The 17398-nt window shown below is 43.0% G+C and carries 14 protein-coding genes; 7 read left to right on the forward strand and 7 right to left on the reverse strand.

Annotation, left to right across the window (positions count from 1 at the left end; genetic code table 11):
* Positions 1–114 precede the first annotated feature (114 nt).
* The 6 genes from NIE32_RS06760 to NIE32_RS06785 form a co-directional block, all read right to left on the reverse strand.
* Positions 115–1551, reverse strand: coding sequence for an NCS1 family nucleobase:cation symporter-1 (locus NIE32_RS06760; RefSeq protein ID WP_253054169.1), 1437 nt, complete (start codon positions 1549–1551; stop codon positions 115–117).
* Positions 1552–1982: 431 nt separating this feature from the next.
* Entirely contained in the window at positions 1983–2690 is a 708-nt protein-coding gene (locus tag NIE32_RS06765; RefSeq protein WP_253054171.1) for a FadR/GntR family transcriptional regulator, read from the reverse strand.
* A gap of 38 nt (positions 2691–2728) precedes the next feature.
* The gene (locus NIE32_RS06770) at positions 2729–3919 is read right to left on the reverse strand and encodes an amidase (RefSeq protein WP_253054173.1); all 1191 of its coding nucleotides are present in this window, start codon (positions 3917–3919) and stop codon (positions 2729–2731) included.
* 59 nt (positions 3920–3978) lie between these two features.
* Entirely contained in the window at positions 3979–4725 is a 747-nt protein-coding gene (locus NIE32_RS06775; RefSeq protein ID WP_253054175.1) for an SDR family NAD(P)-dependent oxidoreductase, read from the reverse strand.
* Between the two features lie 29 nt (positions 4726–4754).
* A complete protein-coding gene (locus tag NIE32_RS06780) occupies positions 4755–5957 on the reverse strand; it encodes an amidohydrolase family protein (protein ID WP_253054177.1) in 1203 nt (400 codons plus the stop codon).
* Between the two features lie 564 nt (positions 5958–6521).
* Complete coding sequence (locus NIE32_RS06785; protein WP_253054179.1) at positions 6522–9455, reverse strand: insulinase family protein; 2934 nt, start codon at positions 9453–9455, stop codon at positions 6522–6524.
* A gap of 393 nt (positions 9456–9848) precedes the next feature.
* Between NIE32_RS06785 and NIE32_RS06790 the strand changes: the two genes are divergently transcribed.
* A complete protein-coding gene (locus NIE32_RS06790) occupies positions 9849–10271 on the forward strand; it encodes a DUF1801 domain-containing protein (protein WP_253054181.1) in 423 nt (140 codons plus the stop codon).
* Positions 10272–10456: 185 nt separating this feature from the next.
* Entirely contained in the window at positions 10457–11251 is a 795-nt protein-coding gene (locus NIE32_RS06795) for an aldo/keto reductase (protein ID WP_253054270.1), read from the forward strand.
* 393 nt (positions 11252–11644) lie between these two features.
* Here the strand turns inward: NIE32_RS06795 and NIE32_RS06800 are convergent, their stop codons facing one another.
* Positions 11645–12460, reverse strand: a complete 816-nt coding sequence (locus NIE32_RS06800) for an alpha/beta fold hydrolase (protein WP_253054183.1) — start codon at positions 12458–12460, stop codon at positions 11645–11647.
* A gap of 310 nt (positions 12461–12770) precedes the next feature.
* Between NIE32_RS06800 and NIE32_RS06805 the strand changes: the two genes are divergently transcribed.
* The 5 genes from NIE32_RS06805 (at position 12771) to NIE32_RS06825 (ending at position 17396) form a co-directional block, all read left to right on the forward strand.
* Positions 12771–13955 (forward strand): MFS transporter, encoded by a 1185-nt coding sequence (locus NIE32_RS06805; protein ID WP_253054185.1) that lies wholly within the window; start codon positions 12771–12773, stop codon positions 13953–13955.
* Positions 13956–14421: 466 nt separating this feature from the next.
* Complete coding sequence (locus tag NIE32_RS06810) at positions 14422–14844, forward strand: MarR family winged helix-turn-helix transcriptional regulator (RefSeq protein ID WP_253054187.1); 423 nt, start codon at positions 14422–14424, stop codon at positions 14842–14844.
* Positions 14845–14902: 58 nt separating this feature from the next.
* Positions 14903–16159 carry an MFS transporter gene (locus tag NIE32_RS06815; protein ID WP_253054189.1) on the forward strand — a complete coding sequence of 419 codons (1257 nt, stop codon included), beginning with the start codon at positions 14903–14905 and terminating at the stop codon, positions 16157–16159.
* Between the two features lie 205 nt (positions 16160–16364).
* On the forward strand, positions 16365–16712 hold the full coding sequence (locus tag NIE32_RS06820) for a winged helix-turn-helix transcriptional regulator (protein ID WP_253054191.1): 348 nt from the start codon (positions 16365–16367) through the stop codon (positions 16710–16712).
* Between the two features lie 72 nt (positions 16713–16784).
* Positions 16785–17396 (forward strand): nitroreductase family protein, encoded by a 612-nt coding sequence (locus NIE32_RS06825; protein WP_253054193.1) that lies wholly within the window; start codon positions 16785–16787, stop codon positions 17394–17396.
* Positions 17397–17398: the final 2 nt, after the last annotated feature.

Below are 17398 nucleotides of genomic sequence, written 5' to 3' on the forward strand. Positions count from 1 at the left end.
ATTTGTCCCAATCCTAATCGGCCGCAAAATGAAAATCAAAAAGAGCTGTGGGCGCATCACCCCACAGCTCTTTGCATTTAGTCAAAAGTCCTTTTTCTATATATGCGCATTAGATTATTTTGCAGGGGAAACTTCCCGCACTTTTGTTTTATTTTCTGTATTTCTCATCAGCAGCGCATAGATGATAAACCCGGCTCCGACGCCAAGAAACCATGAATAAGAATAAAGAGGTTTAAGCGTTGGAACAAATAAACCGATTAGAGAAATAATCGTTCCGACTGCCATCGCAATCAACGCGCTGTAATTCCATCCGTGGCTATACGAATACTCACTGTCTTTTAAATAAAAGCTGTTAATTTCGTAATGCCGATGGTGTACGATATAAAAATCGGCAAACATAATTCCAGCGACAGGGCCAAGGGCGCCACCGACAGCTCCCATAACCGTGAGAATTACGCCGGCATTATTGAACCATAACCAAGGAACAAAGAATAGGGAGAGAATAATAGATATATTTCCGGCTTTCACAAAGTTTAACTTTTTAGGGAAAAGGTTAACTAAGTCGTAACCGGGTGAAACAACATTTCCTGCAATATTGACGGACAAGGTAATGATAATCAATGCGATTGCTCCGAAAAATAGAAGAAATGGGTTATCAAATTTTTGTAGTAATGTAACTGGGTTCCAAATAGCTTTTCCAAATGCAACAACTGTACCAGAAGTAGTAATGATGCTCATTAGCGCAAAGGCAATTGCGGTACCGGGCAAACCAATAAACTGGCCAACTGCCTGGTCCTTCTGGCTACGCGTAAAACGAGTGAAATCGGAAATATTCAGAACTAATGTTGCCCAAACACCAACAAGTCCTGTAACGGAAACTGGGAATATGGTCCAAAATTGTGATGAAGATAATTTGCTCGGCTGTTCGAAAAGCGGTCCTAAACCATGGGACACATTAATGGACCAAATGACTAAGATGATACCTAGTATGATGACCAAAGGTCCTGCCCAAAGCTCAAAAATCTTAATGCGATGCATTCCTTTGGAAACAATCCACATGTGTAGGAGCCAGAAAAGAACAACTGCAATGGCACTGTTCAGACCCATACCGACGAGATGAAACTTTGATAAACCGTTCCATCCGGGGATCAGTGCACCAAATATAGCATTTACAGCGGCACTCCCTGCGTAGGCCTGAACGGCGAACCAAAAAATGGCAACAAATGCGCGTAAGACAACAGGAATATGCGCTGCTTTATGACCAAAGGCAGCTCGGATAATTACCGGGAATGGAATGCCGTATTTTCCACCAACGACACTATTCAACCACATCGCACTGATAAGAACTATATTAGCGATAATGACAGCGGATAATGCTTGCCAGACACTCATGCCTAACATGATTAAGCTTCCTGCAGTTTCCCAAGCAACGATATTATGAATCATGCCCATCCAAATCGTTGTAAAATTTATCCACGTCCATGTTTTATGTTCTTTTTTCACTGGAGCGAGGTCGTAATTATAAAGGCTAGGATCGTATTTAGTTTCCAATTAAGATTCACCTCTTGAATAATTTTGCTTCGAATAATCTATTGATCTCTTGTTCGCACAGTGACATAGAATAGAAGACGATCTGAACTATTTTTTCTAATAACAGTAAAATACTGGACAGTTTGAAACGAGTTAAATAGTATTAATATTAAATCTATTTACGATGTATAAAACCTCCTCCTTACGAACAATATAAGCTTTTGGTCTTACCGGTCAGACCAGATGATAGATACATTATAGCACTGAGAAAAGAATTTTCTGAAAAAGTGTCATATTTTCTGACATAGAATTTAAAAATGGATTGAATTCAAGTAAGTAATTTAAGGTTTTTCATATTAAGAAGAAATGAACAGAACAAGAGATGGGACGATTACAACAGGTTTATCGAATCACCGTTAGAACAAAACAAGCAGTTGGTTCCCTGTGAACTTCTAGGTCGCAACGTGCTCGCCTCTCAGTTTAGGATTTATTTCCGTAATCATTTTTTGGTAATGCTGTTGGACGTCCTCGATGTGCTTGCGCATCAACAGGCTTGCCTGATTAGAATCTCTGTCTTCTATTGCGTTTAACAGCTCTGTATGATATTGAACAGCATTTTCAACATCATCATTGATAGCCATTTCAATGCGCACCTTTTTAAAATAATCGATCAATGAATCGTAGACGTGTATCATGACCTTATTCTGAGTGGCGTGAGCAATAGTGTTATGGAAGGTTAAGTCGGGAACGATGATCGACTGGCCTTTATGTATACAGTCCTTTAGATCAACAAGAGACATTTTGAGCACATCAATAGACTGTTCTGTCATTCTTTGAGCAGCAAGATAGGCATTCTCCGTTTCTATACCTCTTCGAAATTCAAGAAAATCTAAGGATGATTCGATGTCAAAAGTCGGTAATAGACGCTTGACTACGGTTGTAAGGTTCGTGTCGATCTCTTGTCTTAAATAATTCCCCTTTCCCGGTCGTTTCTCAATAATTCCTGTGTCACACATGGATTGCAGAGCCTCACGTACTGAGGAACGGCCAACCTTAAGCATCTTGGCTATTTCACGTTCCGAAGGCAATTTATCTCCTACCTTCACCCGTGTTCGAATATAATCTAATAAAAATTTCTGGACAGTTTCACTGACAATCATAAAAAAGGATGACCTCACTTAAATTATTAGGACTGGTTTCAAATTCCTTTCAATCCGGATAAGTCAACGTTTCTGACAAATTGTAACAATTGCTTGTCTGTATTATATCCTGAAATGAAGGAAAGACCGAGCGGCTTCTTTGTATGAAGAAGCGGTCGTGTTATTTGAGGCAGACCAGATAATCCAGCAAGACAGGTCAATTTCATCGTTTGCGCTCTAAGCGATTCAATAGACGAAAAACTACTTTCTCTACTTGGAGCGGATCCGACCGTTGTGGGTATGATTACTAGGGAATCACTACCCAAAAGTTGGTGCATCTCAGTTGTGAAATTTTGTTTGGTTTGAAGCATTAGATGATAGTGGACATCCTCCTTAATTTTAGATGCCATTTCGAATCGGCCGGAGATATCTTTACTGAAATCTGGGTGATACTGATTAATCCATTGACCATGCGATTGCCAGGCTTCCTTACCCTGAAGGATACGGAAACACTCCGTTAGTTCATGAAAGGAATGGTTGTCTAAGAGGTCGACAGATTTTAGCGTGTAGCGATCATTTAGTAGTTGCAAAAGCTTGTGATAATAAGCGATATCGTCTGAGTCCTGTAATAGATCGAAAGCTTTCTGAAATACATAGATCGTTTTATAGGCGTGCACGGTTTGATCTGGGAGTAAAACATCGCCCACTTTGGCTAAAATATCCGCATGATTGGCCATCCAGCCGACAGTATCAAAACTGGGTGCGAGCGGTATCACACCATTCATGGAAATTAATCCATGCGATGGTCGCATTCCGAATAGTCCACAGTAGGAGGAAGGGATTCGGACAGATCCCCCGGTATCCGTTCCAATGGAAAAATCAGTTTGATGAGAAGCAACAGATACTGCTGATCCACTTGATGATCCTCCGGTAAATGAATCCGGGGCTTTAGGGTTAATTGTCGGAGGATAATGTTTATTGTCTCCTTTCAAGCTATACATCAATTCATCTGTAACCGTAGTGCCAACTAAAGTAGCTCCGTGATGAAGCAGCTGATTGACCACATCAGCATGTTCGGTTGCCTCATCGGCATAGGTAAGCCAAGTTGGATTGCCGGCACTATTCTTATAGCCTTTAACGGCAAAAACGTCTTTCAATGCAAATTTGAGTCCGGAAAGGGGGCCGCTCGTGTTAAGAGAGAGAGTCATGCTCGGGTTAATGAAAGCACCGTAATCGTTGTGATTGATCATATTAAATCTCCAATTCTTTTATTCGTTTCGTTCGAGGTTAGAATGAATGTTAAGTTAAATTACCAGCTTGTGTATCCTCCATCAATGAATAATGCGCTCCCAGTTATAAATGACGCGTCTTCGCTACAAAGAAATAGAATGGGCTTGGCAATTTCTTCTGGTTCCCCCAGCCGTCCTAATGGGTGCATCCTGATCAAATCTTGAATGGATCCTTGTGGTCCTTTTTTCCCATTTTCAAATTGCCTGCTCAGTAGAGGCGTATGAATTGCTCCAGGGCAAACCGAATTAACACGAATGCCATCTTTTGCTCCTTCAATGGCCAGACTTCGCGTGAAATTCACAATTGCCGCTTTGGATGCGGTGTAGGCTGTGAATAGAGCAGAGCCTACTAAAGCAAGTTGAGAAGCGGTATTGACGATCACGCCATGAGATTCTTTTAAAAAGGGCAATACGGTTCGGGTTGTCAGAAACATGCCTTTCAAATTTGTATCGAGGACGCGATCCCATTCTTCTTCTTCCATCTCTTCAAGTGACGAAACAAATTCAATTCCTGCATTATTTATCAGTACATCGATTTTATGATTTTTTTTAATGATCTCCGCAACTGCTTCTTTGATGCTTTCAGACTTACGAACATCCACTTGATAGACATCACATGTGGTCCGAACAAGTTCATCAGTAATTTGATAATCCAACACAGAAACACGTGCACCTTCAGATAAAAATGATTTGACTGTTGCGAGCCCAATCCCCGAACCGCCACCTGTGATCACAACCTGTTTATTCTTGAATCTACCCTGATTCATTCGCTCATCTCCTAGTTACTGCTGATTGGTCAAATGATCTTATGCCCATTTTTGTAGGAACAAATGACGCGTGGCCGGTCTAATAAAACATTACGGAGGTTATTCGCGTCCAAGAGCACTAGGTCAGCGAGTCCACCTTCATATATGCCATAGTGTTCTAAGCCCAGCGCTTTAGCAGATTGATAGGTCATCATGTCTAGAATTGTCTCTGCATCCTGGGAAGTCCCCATCTGTGTCACTTCAGCAAATAAATAAGCAATATCAAGGATGTTCCCTGTGCCAAAAGGCGTAAATGGATTTTGAATATTATTTGTTGCAAAAATAACATTGGCCTGCTCATTCAGCAAAGTTTTTACGGGTGTTAGGCCTCGTCTGATTTTTTCCTTATCCTGGCGCCCGTTAATATAGAGATCAGTTGCTGGAAGAGCAACGACATGAATGCCAGCATCGGCTATCTGTTTAGCTATATCGCGTGCTTGATTATGATCGACCGAACCTAAGGAAGTCATATGCGCAACCGTTACGTTGTTTTCAAAGTGATTGTCCTTGGTGCGTTTGATGATATCTAAAATTGAAAGATCTTCAGGATTATCAGAATCATCAATATGAATATCCATGGGTTTTCCATATTTTTCTGCAAGATTGAAGATAAAATCGAGGTGTTCTGTTTGATCTCGATCATTATAAGGGATGCCCCCAACAACATCTGCACCCATTTTTAATGATTCTTCCATTAGCGCTGCTCCATTTTTTTGAATGAAGATACCCTCTTGAGGGAAGACAACAATCTGAATCGTGATTTTACTTTTATATTTTTCTTTCAACGCCATAATGGTTTCCATGGCGCTTAAATTTAATAGATCATCGACTTCTACCTGAGCCCGTAAGTTAGTTACGCCACTTTGGATGCTTTTTTCAATGACACGAGTAGCTCGCTCTGTCATATCTTCCTTTGTAAACGATTTTTTTAAAGCAGCTGTCATTTGGATTGCTTCTTGTAATGAATGGGCATCTGTATCCATTTTTTCGAGTAGATAGGCTTTTTCCAGATGAATATGTGATTCATTGAATCCAGGCAGTACAACATGCCCTCCGGCTTCAATAATTTGTTTTACCGGAGGAATGGAAGCACCAGTTTCATTTATGTACGTAATGGTCCCATTTTCTATTCCTATATCGATATTCGTAAGGTAATGCAGACTTTTTGCATTATGAAAAAGTAGATCCAGCATAATCAATCCTCCACTCTATTTTTTTCACGTATAAGCACGTGTTTTGAACGATTTAACCAATTGCGGCGTTCTTCATCTTTCACTCACTGAAAGAAGTAAGGGAAGGTTAAATTCCAAACTGGCAATACCGGTCATACCAGTTTATGATTCATAGTTTATCACGATAACGTTAAAGATGTTCTGAGTATGTCGGATTTTCTAACATAAAAAGAATGAGTTTATGAAAAAAGCACATTGAAAAATATTGGGTTCAAAGAGTTCCGATCAATCCTCGAGGCATGTAAGCATCCGGAAAAAAAGCGTCTTAATCCGGAAAAAGTTGTCCGAATCCGGGAAAAGAGCGTCTTAATCCGGAAAAAAGTTAGCCGAATCCGGGAAAAGAGTGTCTTAATTCGGGGAAAAGTTAGCTGAATCTGGGAAAAGAGCGTCTTAATCCGGAAAAAAGTAGAGCGTCTTAATCCGGCAAAAAGTTAGCCGAATCTGGGAAAAGAGTGTTCGGGTTATCCCCACGTAAAAAAAAAGAGCTGTGGGAGCATTGCCCCACAGCTCTTCGCATCTCTTCAATTAGTCAAACACATTGATGCAGTCTTTGAACAGATTTTTATTTTGCTGAATTTTGGTTTCGTTTCCGAGTACGCACACGAAGCCTTCGTCGGTTACGGCTTTTAACAGTTTGCCGAAGTCTTTGATATCGGATAATTTTGTCGCCAGTACATCATCGCGTGTTTGCTGCACGTCAGCTTGTGTGATGTGCTTGAAATATTGGGCATCGGCCATGCCGCCTTTACTACGCGGAGTGAGTGGCGTTTCGAGATCGGATAATGTTCCGATAATGTACTTCGTCATTTCGAAGTCATCGGCATCGAAGGATTCGGCGAATTCAGCCGCTTTGTCGTAAATGGACAAGGTTTCTTGCAGGTTCGGGTCGCGATAGGACCAGAAGATCATGTTGCCCGCTGATTCAAGGGACAGCCCACATCCATAGGCGCCGCCCATGACGCGCACCTGATTCCACAGATAATCGAGGGTCAGGATTTTCTTAAGCACCTGAAGCTTTCCGGTATAGGAGAAACCCAGTGATTTGAAGTTCGCGCCTTTAGCGGCATATTGAACTTTACTCGAAGTCATCAAACCTTCGTTTTTGGCGGCAGGTTTCGCCAATCGGTCCGCATGCGCAGCATCGGTTACCGACTTCGCTTGGAGTTCCAACGTGCTGAAGTGATCTTTTACGGCTTGGAACAACTCTGTATTTCCGGTCACACTGAAAATTAGCCGATCCTTACTGAACAATTGTTTGGACAACGCGGACAAGGTTTCTTTGAACTGCTCAAAGCGGGTATCCCAATTTTTATCAAGATCCGAGATGAATTGGTAAAAATCGAGCCCACGTAATTTTTCGCTATAGGCAGCTGCTTGAGAAAAATAAGAACCAAGACGTCGAACGACAACGGATTGACCATTTTGATTAAAGGCCATCTCAACGCGAGACTTGATTTCCTTAATGATTTCTCGAATGCGGGATGCGTTGTCGAATTTGCTGTGGTAAAGGATCTCATGAATGAGTGCGAAAGCCTGTGGCAGTTTATCGGCCAAAACCTTTGTGCGCACAGAAAATTTCGGCGCATAGGCATCATCATCAGACATATCACTAAAGGTCTGGTTGTCGAAATCAATGCTGCCGGTTTGGATATTGATTTCACTCACGAGTTCTGCATAAGGGTACTTTTCCGTATCCACCTTGCCAAGAATTTCCTGTAAAAGGGAGAGGGCAGCAATCTGGTCAGCAGATACATCAGTCGCATCAAAATACATGCTTAGATAAGCGATTTTATTGGTTTCAAGATCATGATAGAGCGTTTTTACACCATCAACAGTGGTTTCCTCAAGTGGGATATCCTCTGCCTTTTTCTGAACATCACTCAGAGTGAGCATTGGAATTTTGCGCAGGTCTTCAGGCTTGTCGCTACTCGATTGACGCTCTTTCAGTTTCTTTGTTTCTTCAATAATTTGCTGCAAACCTTCAGCATTCAGATTCTTCTTAACATCGGCTAATTTCGATTCCACGAATTTGGCTTCTTTGTCCGCAATCGTTTTGGAAGGTGCGATCGTGACAAAGGTCTGATGATTACTGTTCAGCAAATAGTTTTCAATTAACGTTTCGAAGTAGTTGGTGGTTAGCGCCTGTTTGATCTTCGCCAAAGTCGCTTCAAATTTCAAGTGCATCAGAGGGTCTGCATCATGAAGCCAGCTGTCCATCGTCATAATGCTGTAAATGAGACCCGTAGGCATCGAGCCATAGTCTGCCTCACGCAATTGGAATTCTTTGACGGTGAGCGCTGCCTCAATTTGTTTCTTATCCAGACCATCTTTCACGAGTTGTTTCAAGGTATCGAAAACGACTTTCTTAAAATCTGCTTTTTGACTTTCGTTGGCATTCTTCACATTAATGGAGAAAAAGGGTTGAAGGATGCTGTTGTCATAGGCGCCGAACACATCCTGACCAATTCCGGCATCGAGAATTGCCTTTTTCAGCGGAGCCGCCGGGCTGTCAAGAAGCAGATAATCAAGAATATCAAAAGCGAGGTATGGTTCCGGATCGGTTGATGTGGCTACTGCAAAGTTCATGCTTAAGTATGTTTTATCCTTGAGGTCTGCATCTGGGAGTACTGGATATTCTTTGATCGTTTCATTAAGTTTTCCGATCGGTTTCTGGAGCGCAAGAGCGGAATCGACCTCAATGCGGTCATAGTCGCTCAAATAGGCTTGATCCAAATACGCCAATTTTTCCTCTATATCCATATTTCCGTACAGAAAAATATAGCTGTTGGATGGACTGTAATATTTTTTATGGCAATTAATGAAATAGTCATAGGTCAGATCAGGAATATTGATTGGATCACCGCCTGATTCATAGCCGTAGCTTGTATCAGGGAATAGTGAGTTTTGGTTGGCGCGCATCAACAAGCCTTCCGGGGAGGAAAAGGCGCCTTTCATTTCATTATAGACAACGCCTTTGTAATTGATCGGATCCTCAGCATTTTCTAGCTCGTAGTGCCAGCCCTCTTGTTGAAGGATTTCCTTATATTTGTAAATGTTCGGATGGAAGACAGCATCGAGATAGACGTCCATCAGATTCTGAAAATCTTTGTTATTTTTGCTGGCGACCGGATACATGGTCTTATCGCTGAATGTGAATGCGTTAAGGAACGTATTCAGTGAACCCTTGAGCAGTTCAACAAACGGTTCTTTAACCGGGTATTTGTCAGAGCCGCAAAGCACCGAATGTTCAAGAATGTGAAAAACGCCGGTATTATTTTCCGGAGGGGTGCGGAAACTGATCGAGAAGACTTTATTGTCATCATCGTTTTTCAAAAACAATAGTTTCGCGCCGCTTTTCTCATGCTCGAACACGTACGCGTCTGAGTGAATGTCTTGAATTGTATCGGTATGGAGCAGCCGAAAACCATGGCATACCTTGTTTTGAGTGAGTGTTTCCATGTCGTAACCTCCTAATTGGCTTATGCGTTCATTCCGATGAACATCGGAAAATTGCAATACTTTTATTATACAGTATTATTTAGAAAAAAATGCCTTTGACAAACTCGCGTGGTATGTGTCTAACTTTTCTCGGAATAAGGCTTTCGGTGCTCGCTTGCCGCGGGCGATCCGTGGGCCTCCTCGTACATGCATGTTGATCTGCGGGGTCTCACTTGGTTCGCGATCATCAGGAACGATCCCGCAGGCGTCTCGCACCACGCCTTCCTAAACTCATTCCTCCGAGAAACTTTTTACACAGATCACCCCTGCGCTTTCCTGATCTTGTGCCTTTGTTTAAAATGTACCGCAAAGGGTTATTTCATACCAAGGGAGAGAAAAGTGGGGTGAACCAAGATGGGTTATGAGCTAAAAATGAAGGAAAACGAGAATAGCGTCACGGCATTTATTGAAAAGGTGGAGAGTGTACAGAAGAAAGCAGATGCGTACCGTTTGCTCGATTTGTTTACTGAGGTTACCGGACATCCGGCAAAAATGTGGGGGCCAAGCATTATCGGTTTTGGCGCTTATCATTACAACTATGCCTCCGGACATGAGGGAGACGCGCCACTCACCGGATTCTCACCGCGCAAAGCGAAAATCAGTTTATATCTGACAATGAGTGAGGATACTTATGACATATATGCCAAGGATCTAGGAAAACATACGCGCGGAAAATCATGCACCTATATCAATAAACTGGCAGATATTAATCAAGATGTGCTGAAAAAATTGATTGTAGAATCGGTTCAGTTTCTGAAAAAGCAAGAGACACAGTGAGTGTGCTATTGGTGATCACGTGGGAATGCACGCGCAATGGTAACTTTTATGTACCTATATCACTTTAAGGTGCGTACTACCTGAAATGATCAATACCATTTACACTGAAAAGGAACGAATTACGGTTGAATAAAGGAGGATGACCATTGGTAGCAAAGACAGTGGTTTTAAATAACGGCGTTGAAATGCCGACTGTTGGGTTAGGTGTGTTCAGAGTTGAGGATCAGGCGATTGCCGCTTCATCTGTTCAGTCGGCGATTCGGAACGGATACCGTCTGATTGATACGGCAGCGATTTATCAAAATGAGCAAGGCACCGGTGAAGGGATCAAAGCAGCGCTTAAGGAAACGGGCCTGAAACGCGAGGATCTGTTCATCACATCGAAGGTCTGGAACGCAGATCAAGGTTATGAATCGACCTTGAAGGCGTATCAAGAATCGCTCGACAAGCTTGGCTTAGATTACTTAGACTTGTACTTGATTCATTGGCCGGTCGCCGGAAAGTATAAGGATACTTGGCGGGCAATGGAGCAATTATATAAGGAAGGAAAAGTGCGTGCGATCGGGGTCAGCAATTTTCAGATTCACCATCTCGAAGACTTGCTGAAGGATGCTGAAGTCGTGCCGGTGGTCAATCAAGTGGAACGTCATCCACGTCTGACGCAAGAACCGTTAAAAGCATTCAGCGAGCATCATAAAATATTGCTCGAAGCATGGGCGCCGCTGATGGTCGGTGGGCTGTTTGATAATGAAACGATTACCACAATTGCGGAAAACCATCAGAAGTCGCCTGCACAAGTCATTCTTCGTTGGCATCTTCAAGAAGGCGTGATTGTGATTCCAAAGTCAACGAAGGAACCACGTATCATTGAAAATGGCGACCTATTTGACTTTGATCTTTCAAAAGAAGAGATGGCAGCAATTGACGCGCTCAATCAGGATCATCGCACAGGTCCTGATCCGGATAATTTTGATTTCTAATTTTGGTATGAAAACATGCCGGCTCCTGAGAATGGAGTCGGCATGTTTGTTTTTTTTACAATCAGGGGTGCGAGAATCTTGCGGGATCAGGAGTAGCCGGAGGTGAATTCAGCATCATAAATACAAACCGATGGCATATGATCGGGGATTAATGACCGGCCTAGTTTGTGTTCATATCAGCGGTGTAACACTGAAAACCGTTCCGATTCAAACACGGAAGGTGGGACGCCTGTTGGACCGTTCCTGATAATCGCGTGCCAGCGAGACTGCCTGTTCGAGGCTCACGGTGCGCCCGCGGCAAGCGAGCAACTGAAGTGTCATCTAGGCACAAGTTTAGAGATATAAGCCGTATAAAGGGTGACAGCTAAGGACTGGGCTTAGCCCAGTTTTTTCTTAAGGATTACTGCTTAAAAATTGGAGCAGCGCCTTATTGAATGCTTCGGATTGATCGACGGGTGAGCCATGTCCACTATTATATAGAGGAAAAAGTACGGAACCGGGAATTTGACGCTGCGTCAGTTGACCGCTCGCAAACGGGACGACCTGATCATGAACCCCATGTAGGACAAGCGTTGGCACAGTGATCTTGCTTAGATCCTTGGTGAGATCTTCTCGCACCAGTTCCTGCAAGATTTTGATCGTGGCATAAGAGGATGCTTCAAGAGAGAGTGAGATGAACCAGTCGAGCATCGCGGGACCAAGATTACGGTTGAAAAACATCAGGGACAAGTCTTGAAGAAACTTAGGCCGATTCACATAAATCTGGTTGATCATTGCATTTGCCTGTTCAAGCGGCACGCCGGATGGGACGTTCGGTTGTTCGGCAAATGCCGGGGCTGCCGCATCAGCTAAGATGAGTTTTGAGATAAACTGTCCGTTGTAGCGTGCCATATAGCGAATCGCGGTGGCACCACCAACAGAGAAACCGAGCAGTGTCACGTTTTCAAGATGAAGCGCCTGTAGAACTGCAAAGAGATCATCAGCCAGCCGGTCATAAGCATAGCTTCCCCAAGGCTTGTCGGACTTTCCAAAGCCGCGCAGGTCAATGCCGATACAGCGAAACCCGTGCGCCGGCAATACATTGAATTGATACTCGAACATTTTATGATTTAATGGCCAACCATGTACGAATACAATCGGTCTGGCATTCTGACCTGGATTAATATCCTGTACGAAAATCCGGACACCTTTTTCTACTTCAACATACACGTGCAAGTCCCCCTGTTCCTAAATCCATCACTTTTTCGATATATGAGTGCAGGAAGGTGATTATGCAAGTTTAAAGGATTTAATATTGGCCAGGGCCCCGTGAAAAAATGACAATAAGCACTGGGGCATTGGCACCGTCTCTGATACAATGAAGTCAATAAATTCTAGGAGGAATCACAAATGGCAAACGTACAACTCTTCTTCTCAAATCAGGCAGGAGAATACATGAATTAAAAGGTGATGCGTGTAGGTTCTCCTGCTTTTCTTAATGAGCACCATTAATTTTGATAAGAAAGTGGGAATAGAGCACTTGAAAGCGACAACTGCTACCTATAATATTCGCTTATTATTTTGGATCGAATGTTTTGCAACAATGAATTTTATGCAACCTGTGCTGACGCTGTTTTACATGCAACGCGGCTTGAATGCTCAAGATATATTTATCATCTTATTTTGCTGGAGTGCAGCAGTACTGGTGGGCGAAATTCCGACCGGCGTCTATGCTGACCGCTTCGGTGCAAAATGCGCGTTCGTTACGGGCTCACTATTCCGTATAGGTAGCATCATTCTATTAATGTTTGCTACAGAGCCATGGATGTTTTTCCTTTACAGCTTTATCAATGGGTTTTCAGTCACCTTTTATTCAGGAGCCGATGAGGCATTTATCTATGAATCTCTGAAAGAAAGCCGTCAAGAAAATAAAATGGATCAAGCAATGGGGAAAATTCAGTCCGGCGGTTTTATCGCAATGATCCTTTCGGTCTTGTTCGGAGCCTATGCCGCAAAAGATTTAACCAATGCGCAATTTCATTTGCTGATCCTATTAACAATTCTGTTTCAATTGGCTGAACTGGCACTGACACTGTTTTTGAGGAAACCAAAAAAGTTCGCGGAACCCTTTGAGAATCCGCTCCGCCAAATCAAGGAAGGGTTTCTTGTCATTCGTCGGAAGCCGCTCTTACTTGTGATGTTCCTGAATGTCACCCTAGTATTTATTCCGGTAGGAGCGGTCTTTAAAAATTTTGATCAGCCATTTCTGGCTCATGCGGGCGTTCCAGTCGGTTTGATCGGTCTATTTTATGCCGGAGCTGCTGTACTCGGCTATTTTGCTTCACGCTCGATCGGTTGGATGACTGGAAAATGGTCGCGTATTGCTCTGATGTATACGACCGGTGCACTATCGGTATTGGGATTGCTTCTGGCGGCTTTTACAGGAACGACTTTTTGGCTGGCGATTGGCGTATTCATTTTGCTGCGTATCGTTCAGGTGATCCGTTATCCGATCTATTCGCAGATCAGTAATGATTACATTCCATCGCAGGTTCGAGCAACAACGATCTCGCTGCTGTCGATTGTTGACTCATGCTGTGATCTGGCTGTCTTCCTCACGCTGTCGTTTGTTGCAGTCGGGAACTCGATGCAGTGGATTTTTCTAGGGGCCGCTGCAATTGCTTTGCTTGGTGTGCTCCTTCCAATCCGACCGATAAATGAATAAGTGAATGAGAGAACCAGGCATGCGCCTGGTTCTCTTTCAGCATGAATAAGCGGGACGAGCATGGGTTGAAATGGAGTAACGAACATTTAGAATAGAAACGAATGAGGGAAAGGTAGTAACCAATCCCAGAAAATTCGTAACGAACTGATAGAAAATTCGTAACGAACATTTAGAATAGAAAAGAACGAGAAAAAAGTAGTAACCAATCCCGGAAAATTCGTAACAAACTGATAGAAAATTCGTAACGAACATTTAGAATAGTAACGAATGAGGAGAAAGTAGTAACCAATCCCGGAAAATTTGTAACGAACCGATAGAAAATAGAAACGAACAACCAGAGTCAAACCAAACATGAAAAGTTTGTCCGAACCCCAAAGTGTTACTTATTTGACAGGAGTGTTTGAGCCAATTATATTTAGTTGTACATACAAACGAATAATTCAGCTAATGAAAGGAGCTACAGATCATGGGGGACTTCCTGAAAGATTGTCTCTATTTTACGACAAACCGTCTGAGTCGGGCGATCACAAAAATGGCGGATGAGGAATTTGCACCGACCGGATTTAGCCCAATGTACGGTTACCTACTGCTATTAGTGATCAGGGATCCTGGAAGTACGCAGAAACAATTGGCGGATCAACTGGACATCGCACCGTCTACGCTCACTCGATTTATTGAGAAGCTTGAAAGGAAGAGGCTTGTAATCAGGACAGCCCAAGGAAAATCCGTACGCGTTTATCCAACAGAGAATGGAAAGACACTGGAAGACGAAATACGCAGGGCATCAAATCGATTGCATGTCAGGTATGAGAAGATTCTCGGAAAAGAGACCGCAGATCTTTTATCAAAGGAACTTGTGCGATCAACAGATCAGCTTGAAGCAGAATAATAGATTTAGCATACAGTTGTATGTACAACAAAACGATGATAATTGGAGTGAACATCCGGTGGAGACACGTCAAAAATCTGTAAAACTACATTATGGCTGGATTGTTGTGCTGGTTACGTTTCTAACGCTGTTGGTGTCAGCCGGTGTTCGTTCTATGCCAAGTACGCTGATTGTTCCTTTTCAAGAAGAATTTGGGTGGAGCAGGGGAAGTATTTCCGGGGTTCTTTCAATCGGAATTTTATTATATGGATTAGTCGGGCCTTTTTCCGCGGCATTGTTGCAAAAGTTTGGTATTCGGAGAATGGTGGTCACTTCGCTGGCAGTCCTCGCGATCAGTCTTGCGATAACACCAATGATGACCACTTTATGGCAATTTGAACTTCTTTGGGGGCTGATTTCCGGACTTGCAACAGGGATGATGGCCAATGTACTTGGTGTAACAGTCAGTGGCAATTGGTTTGTTAAACGAAAAGGTCTTGTTATTGGCTTGCTGACCGCAAGCAGTGCGACGGGACAGCTTCTGTTTTTGCCAATGCTGGCGAAGATCACGGTTGAAGCGGGCTGGCGTTCGGCAATGTATACAGTAGTCGGGGTCATTGTTCTGGTCATCGTGATTGTCGCGATCTGGATGCGCAATCATCCTTTTGATCTTGGCCTTGCTCCATATGGTTCCACAGAGCTTGTCCGACCAGCAACGATTAATGAAAATGCATTTGTGGCGCCACTTCTAGCCCTTCGCTCGGCACTGACAAACCGCTCATTTTGGCTGCTTGCAGGCACCTTTTTCTTCTGCGGCTTTTCAACAAATGGTTTGATCGGCACGCATTTTATCCCTGCAGGTCATGATCATGGAATATCGGAAGTGACAAGTGCAAGTCTGCTGGCTTTGATGGGGGTGTTTGATCTCGTAGGTACGACATTTTCAGGTTGGCTCTCAGATCGAATAGATAGTCGTAAATTGCTCTTTTGGTACTATGGTTTGCGTGGCCTTTCTCTGCTTATCTTACCCTATGCATTCGATGAAGCCAATCCGATGCTGATGATTTTCACGGTCTTTTACGGCCTTGATTGGATCGCGACTGTTCCACCAACTGTAAAACTCGCGACGAAAGCATTTGGAAACGCTCGGACAGGTATGATCTTCGGCTGGATTTCAGTTTCACATCAACTCGGCGCTTCTGTAGCCGCATTGGGTGCAGGTATCCTGCGCGACGTACTCGGAAGTTATACCGTTCCATTTATGGCTGCAGGCGCAGTTTGCCTGCTTGCTGCTTTCATGTCATTGTCTATCCCGAGAAATCAGGTAAAGGTCTGACTTTGAATGCGAATGAAAACAGCCGTGGTGTAAAAAGGTTGAAAAGAGCGCAATTTATTAAGGTGTGGGCCATTTTTCCGAAAAGGGTAGAGTGCATTCGATTTACTATAGTATTTGAATAAAGTTACGTATAAAAAGGTACTTAATTAACATTTGTTAGTAGGTAATTTGTTGTGGGTGTAGTACAATATAGGGAGAGGTGATCATGATGAAACGATCAATTTCTGTCTGTCCTAAATTCGAAAAAGCTTTTCAAATTCTCGGCAAAAAATGGAACGGTTTGATTATAGAAGTGCTCCTAGGTGGGGAAACTCATTTTAGTACCATCTCCTCAGCAATACCTGAACTCAGTGACCGTATGTTGTCTGCTCGGTTGAGAGAACTTGAAGAAATGGGGATTATTGAGCGCATTGTTGACACCGGGTATCCGGTTCAGGTCACTTATCGTCTTACTGAAATGGGGTCGGAATCGAAACCAATTCTTGAAGAAGTGCATAACTGGGCGAACAGATGGTATGCAGAACATTCGCCTGAAAAAAAAGAAACAAAGTGATTTACTTTTTTTTCGTCGTAAACTATACTTATGTAAGTAAACAAAAATTAATTAGCTTAGGAGTGTTTTTGAATGGCAACATCTTTTATTGAAGCAATTAAAAATCGTAGATCCATTTATGCACTAGATAAAAACGTCAAGGTTAGCAAAGAAGAAATCGTGAAAACGATTCAAGATGCTATTAAATATGCTCCTTCAGCATTCAACTCTCAAACTGCACACGCTGTTGTTCTGTTTGGTGAAGAAAGCAGCAAAATTTGGGGCGAAGGCGGGATCGCAGAACAAGAATTGCGTAAAGTAATTCCTGAAGGCCAATCTTTTGAACCAACTGCTCAAAAGCTTGCATCGTTTAACGCCGGTGTTGGTACGATTCTCTTCTTTGAAGATCAAGCCGTTGTCAAAGGCCTGCAAGAAAAATTTGCTTTGTATGCAGATAATTTCCCTGTATGGTCGGAACACAGCACAGGTATTGCACAATTCTCTGTATGGACTGCTCTTTCTGAAATCGGAATTGGCGCTTCGCTGCAACACTATAATCCGCTTATTGATGAAGCAGTTCAGGCAACTTTTGAACTGCCGAAGAGCTGGAAACTGCGCGCACAAATGCCATTCGGTAACATCGTTGCACCAGCCGGCGAAAAAGAATTTGCACCGATTGAATCTCGTGTAAAAGTATTCGGCTGATT

The organism is Sporolactobacillus kofuensis (assembly GCF_024125425.1).
Taxonomy (GTDB): Bacteria; Bacillota; Bacilli; order Bacillales; family Sporolactobacillaceae; genus Sporolactobacillus; species Sporolactobacillus kofuensis.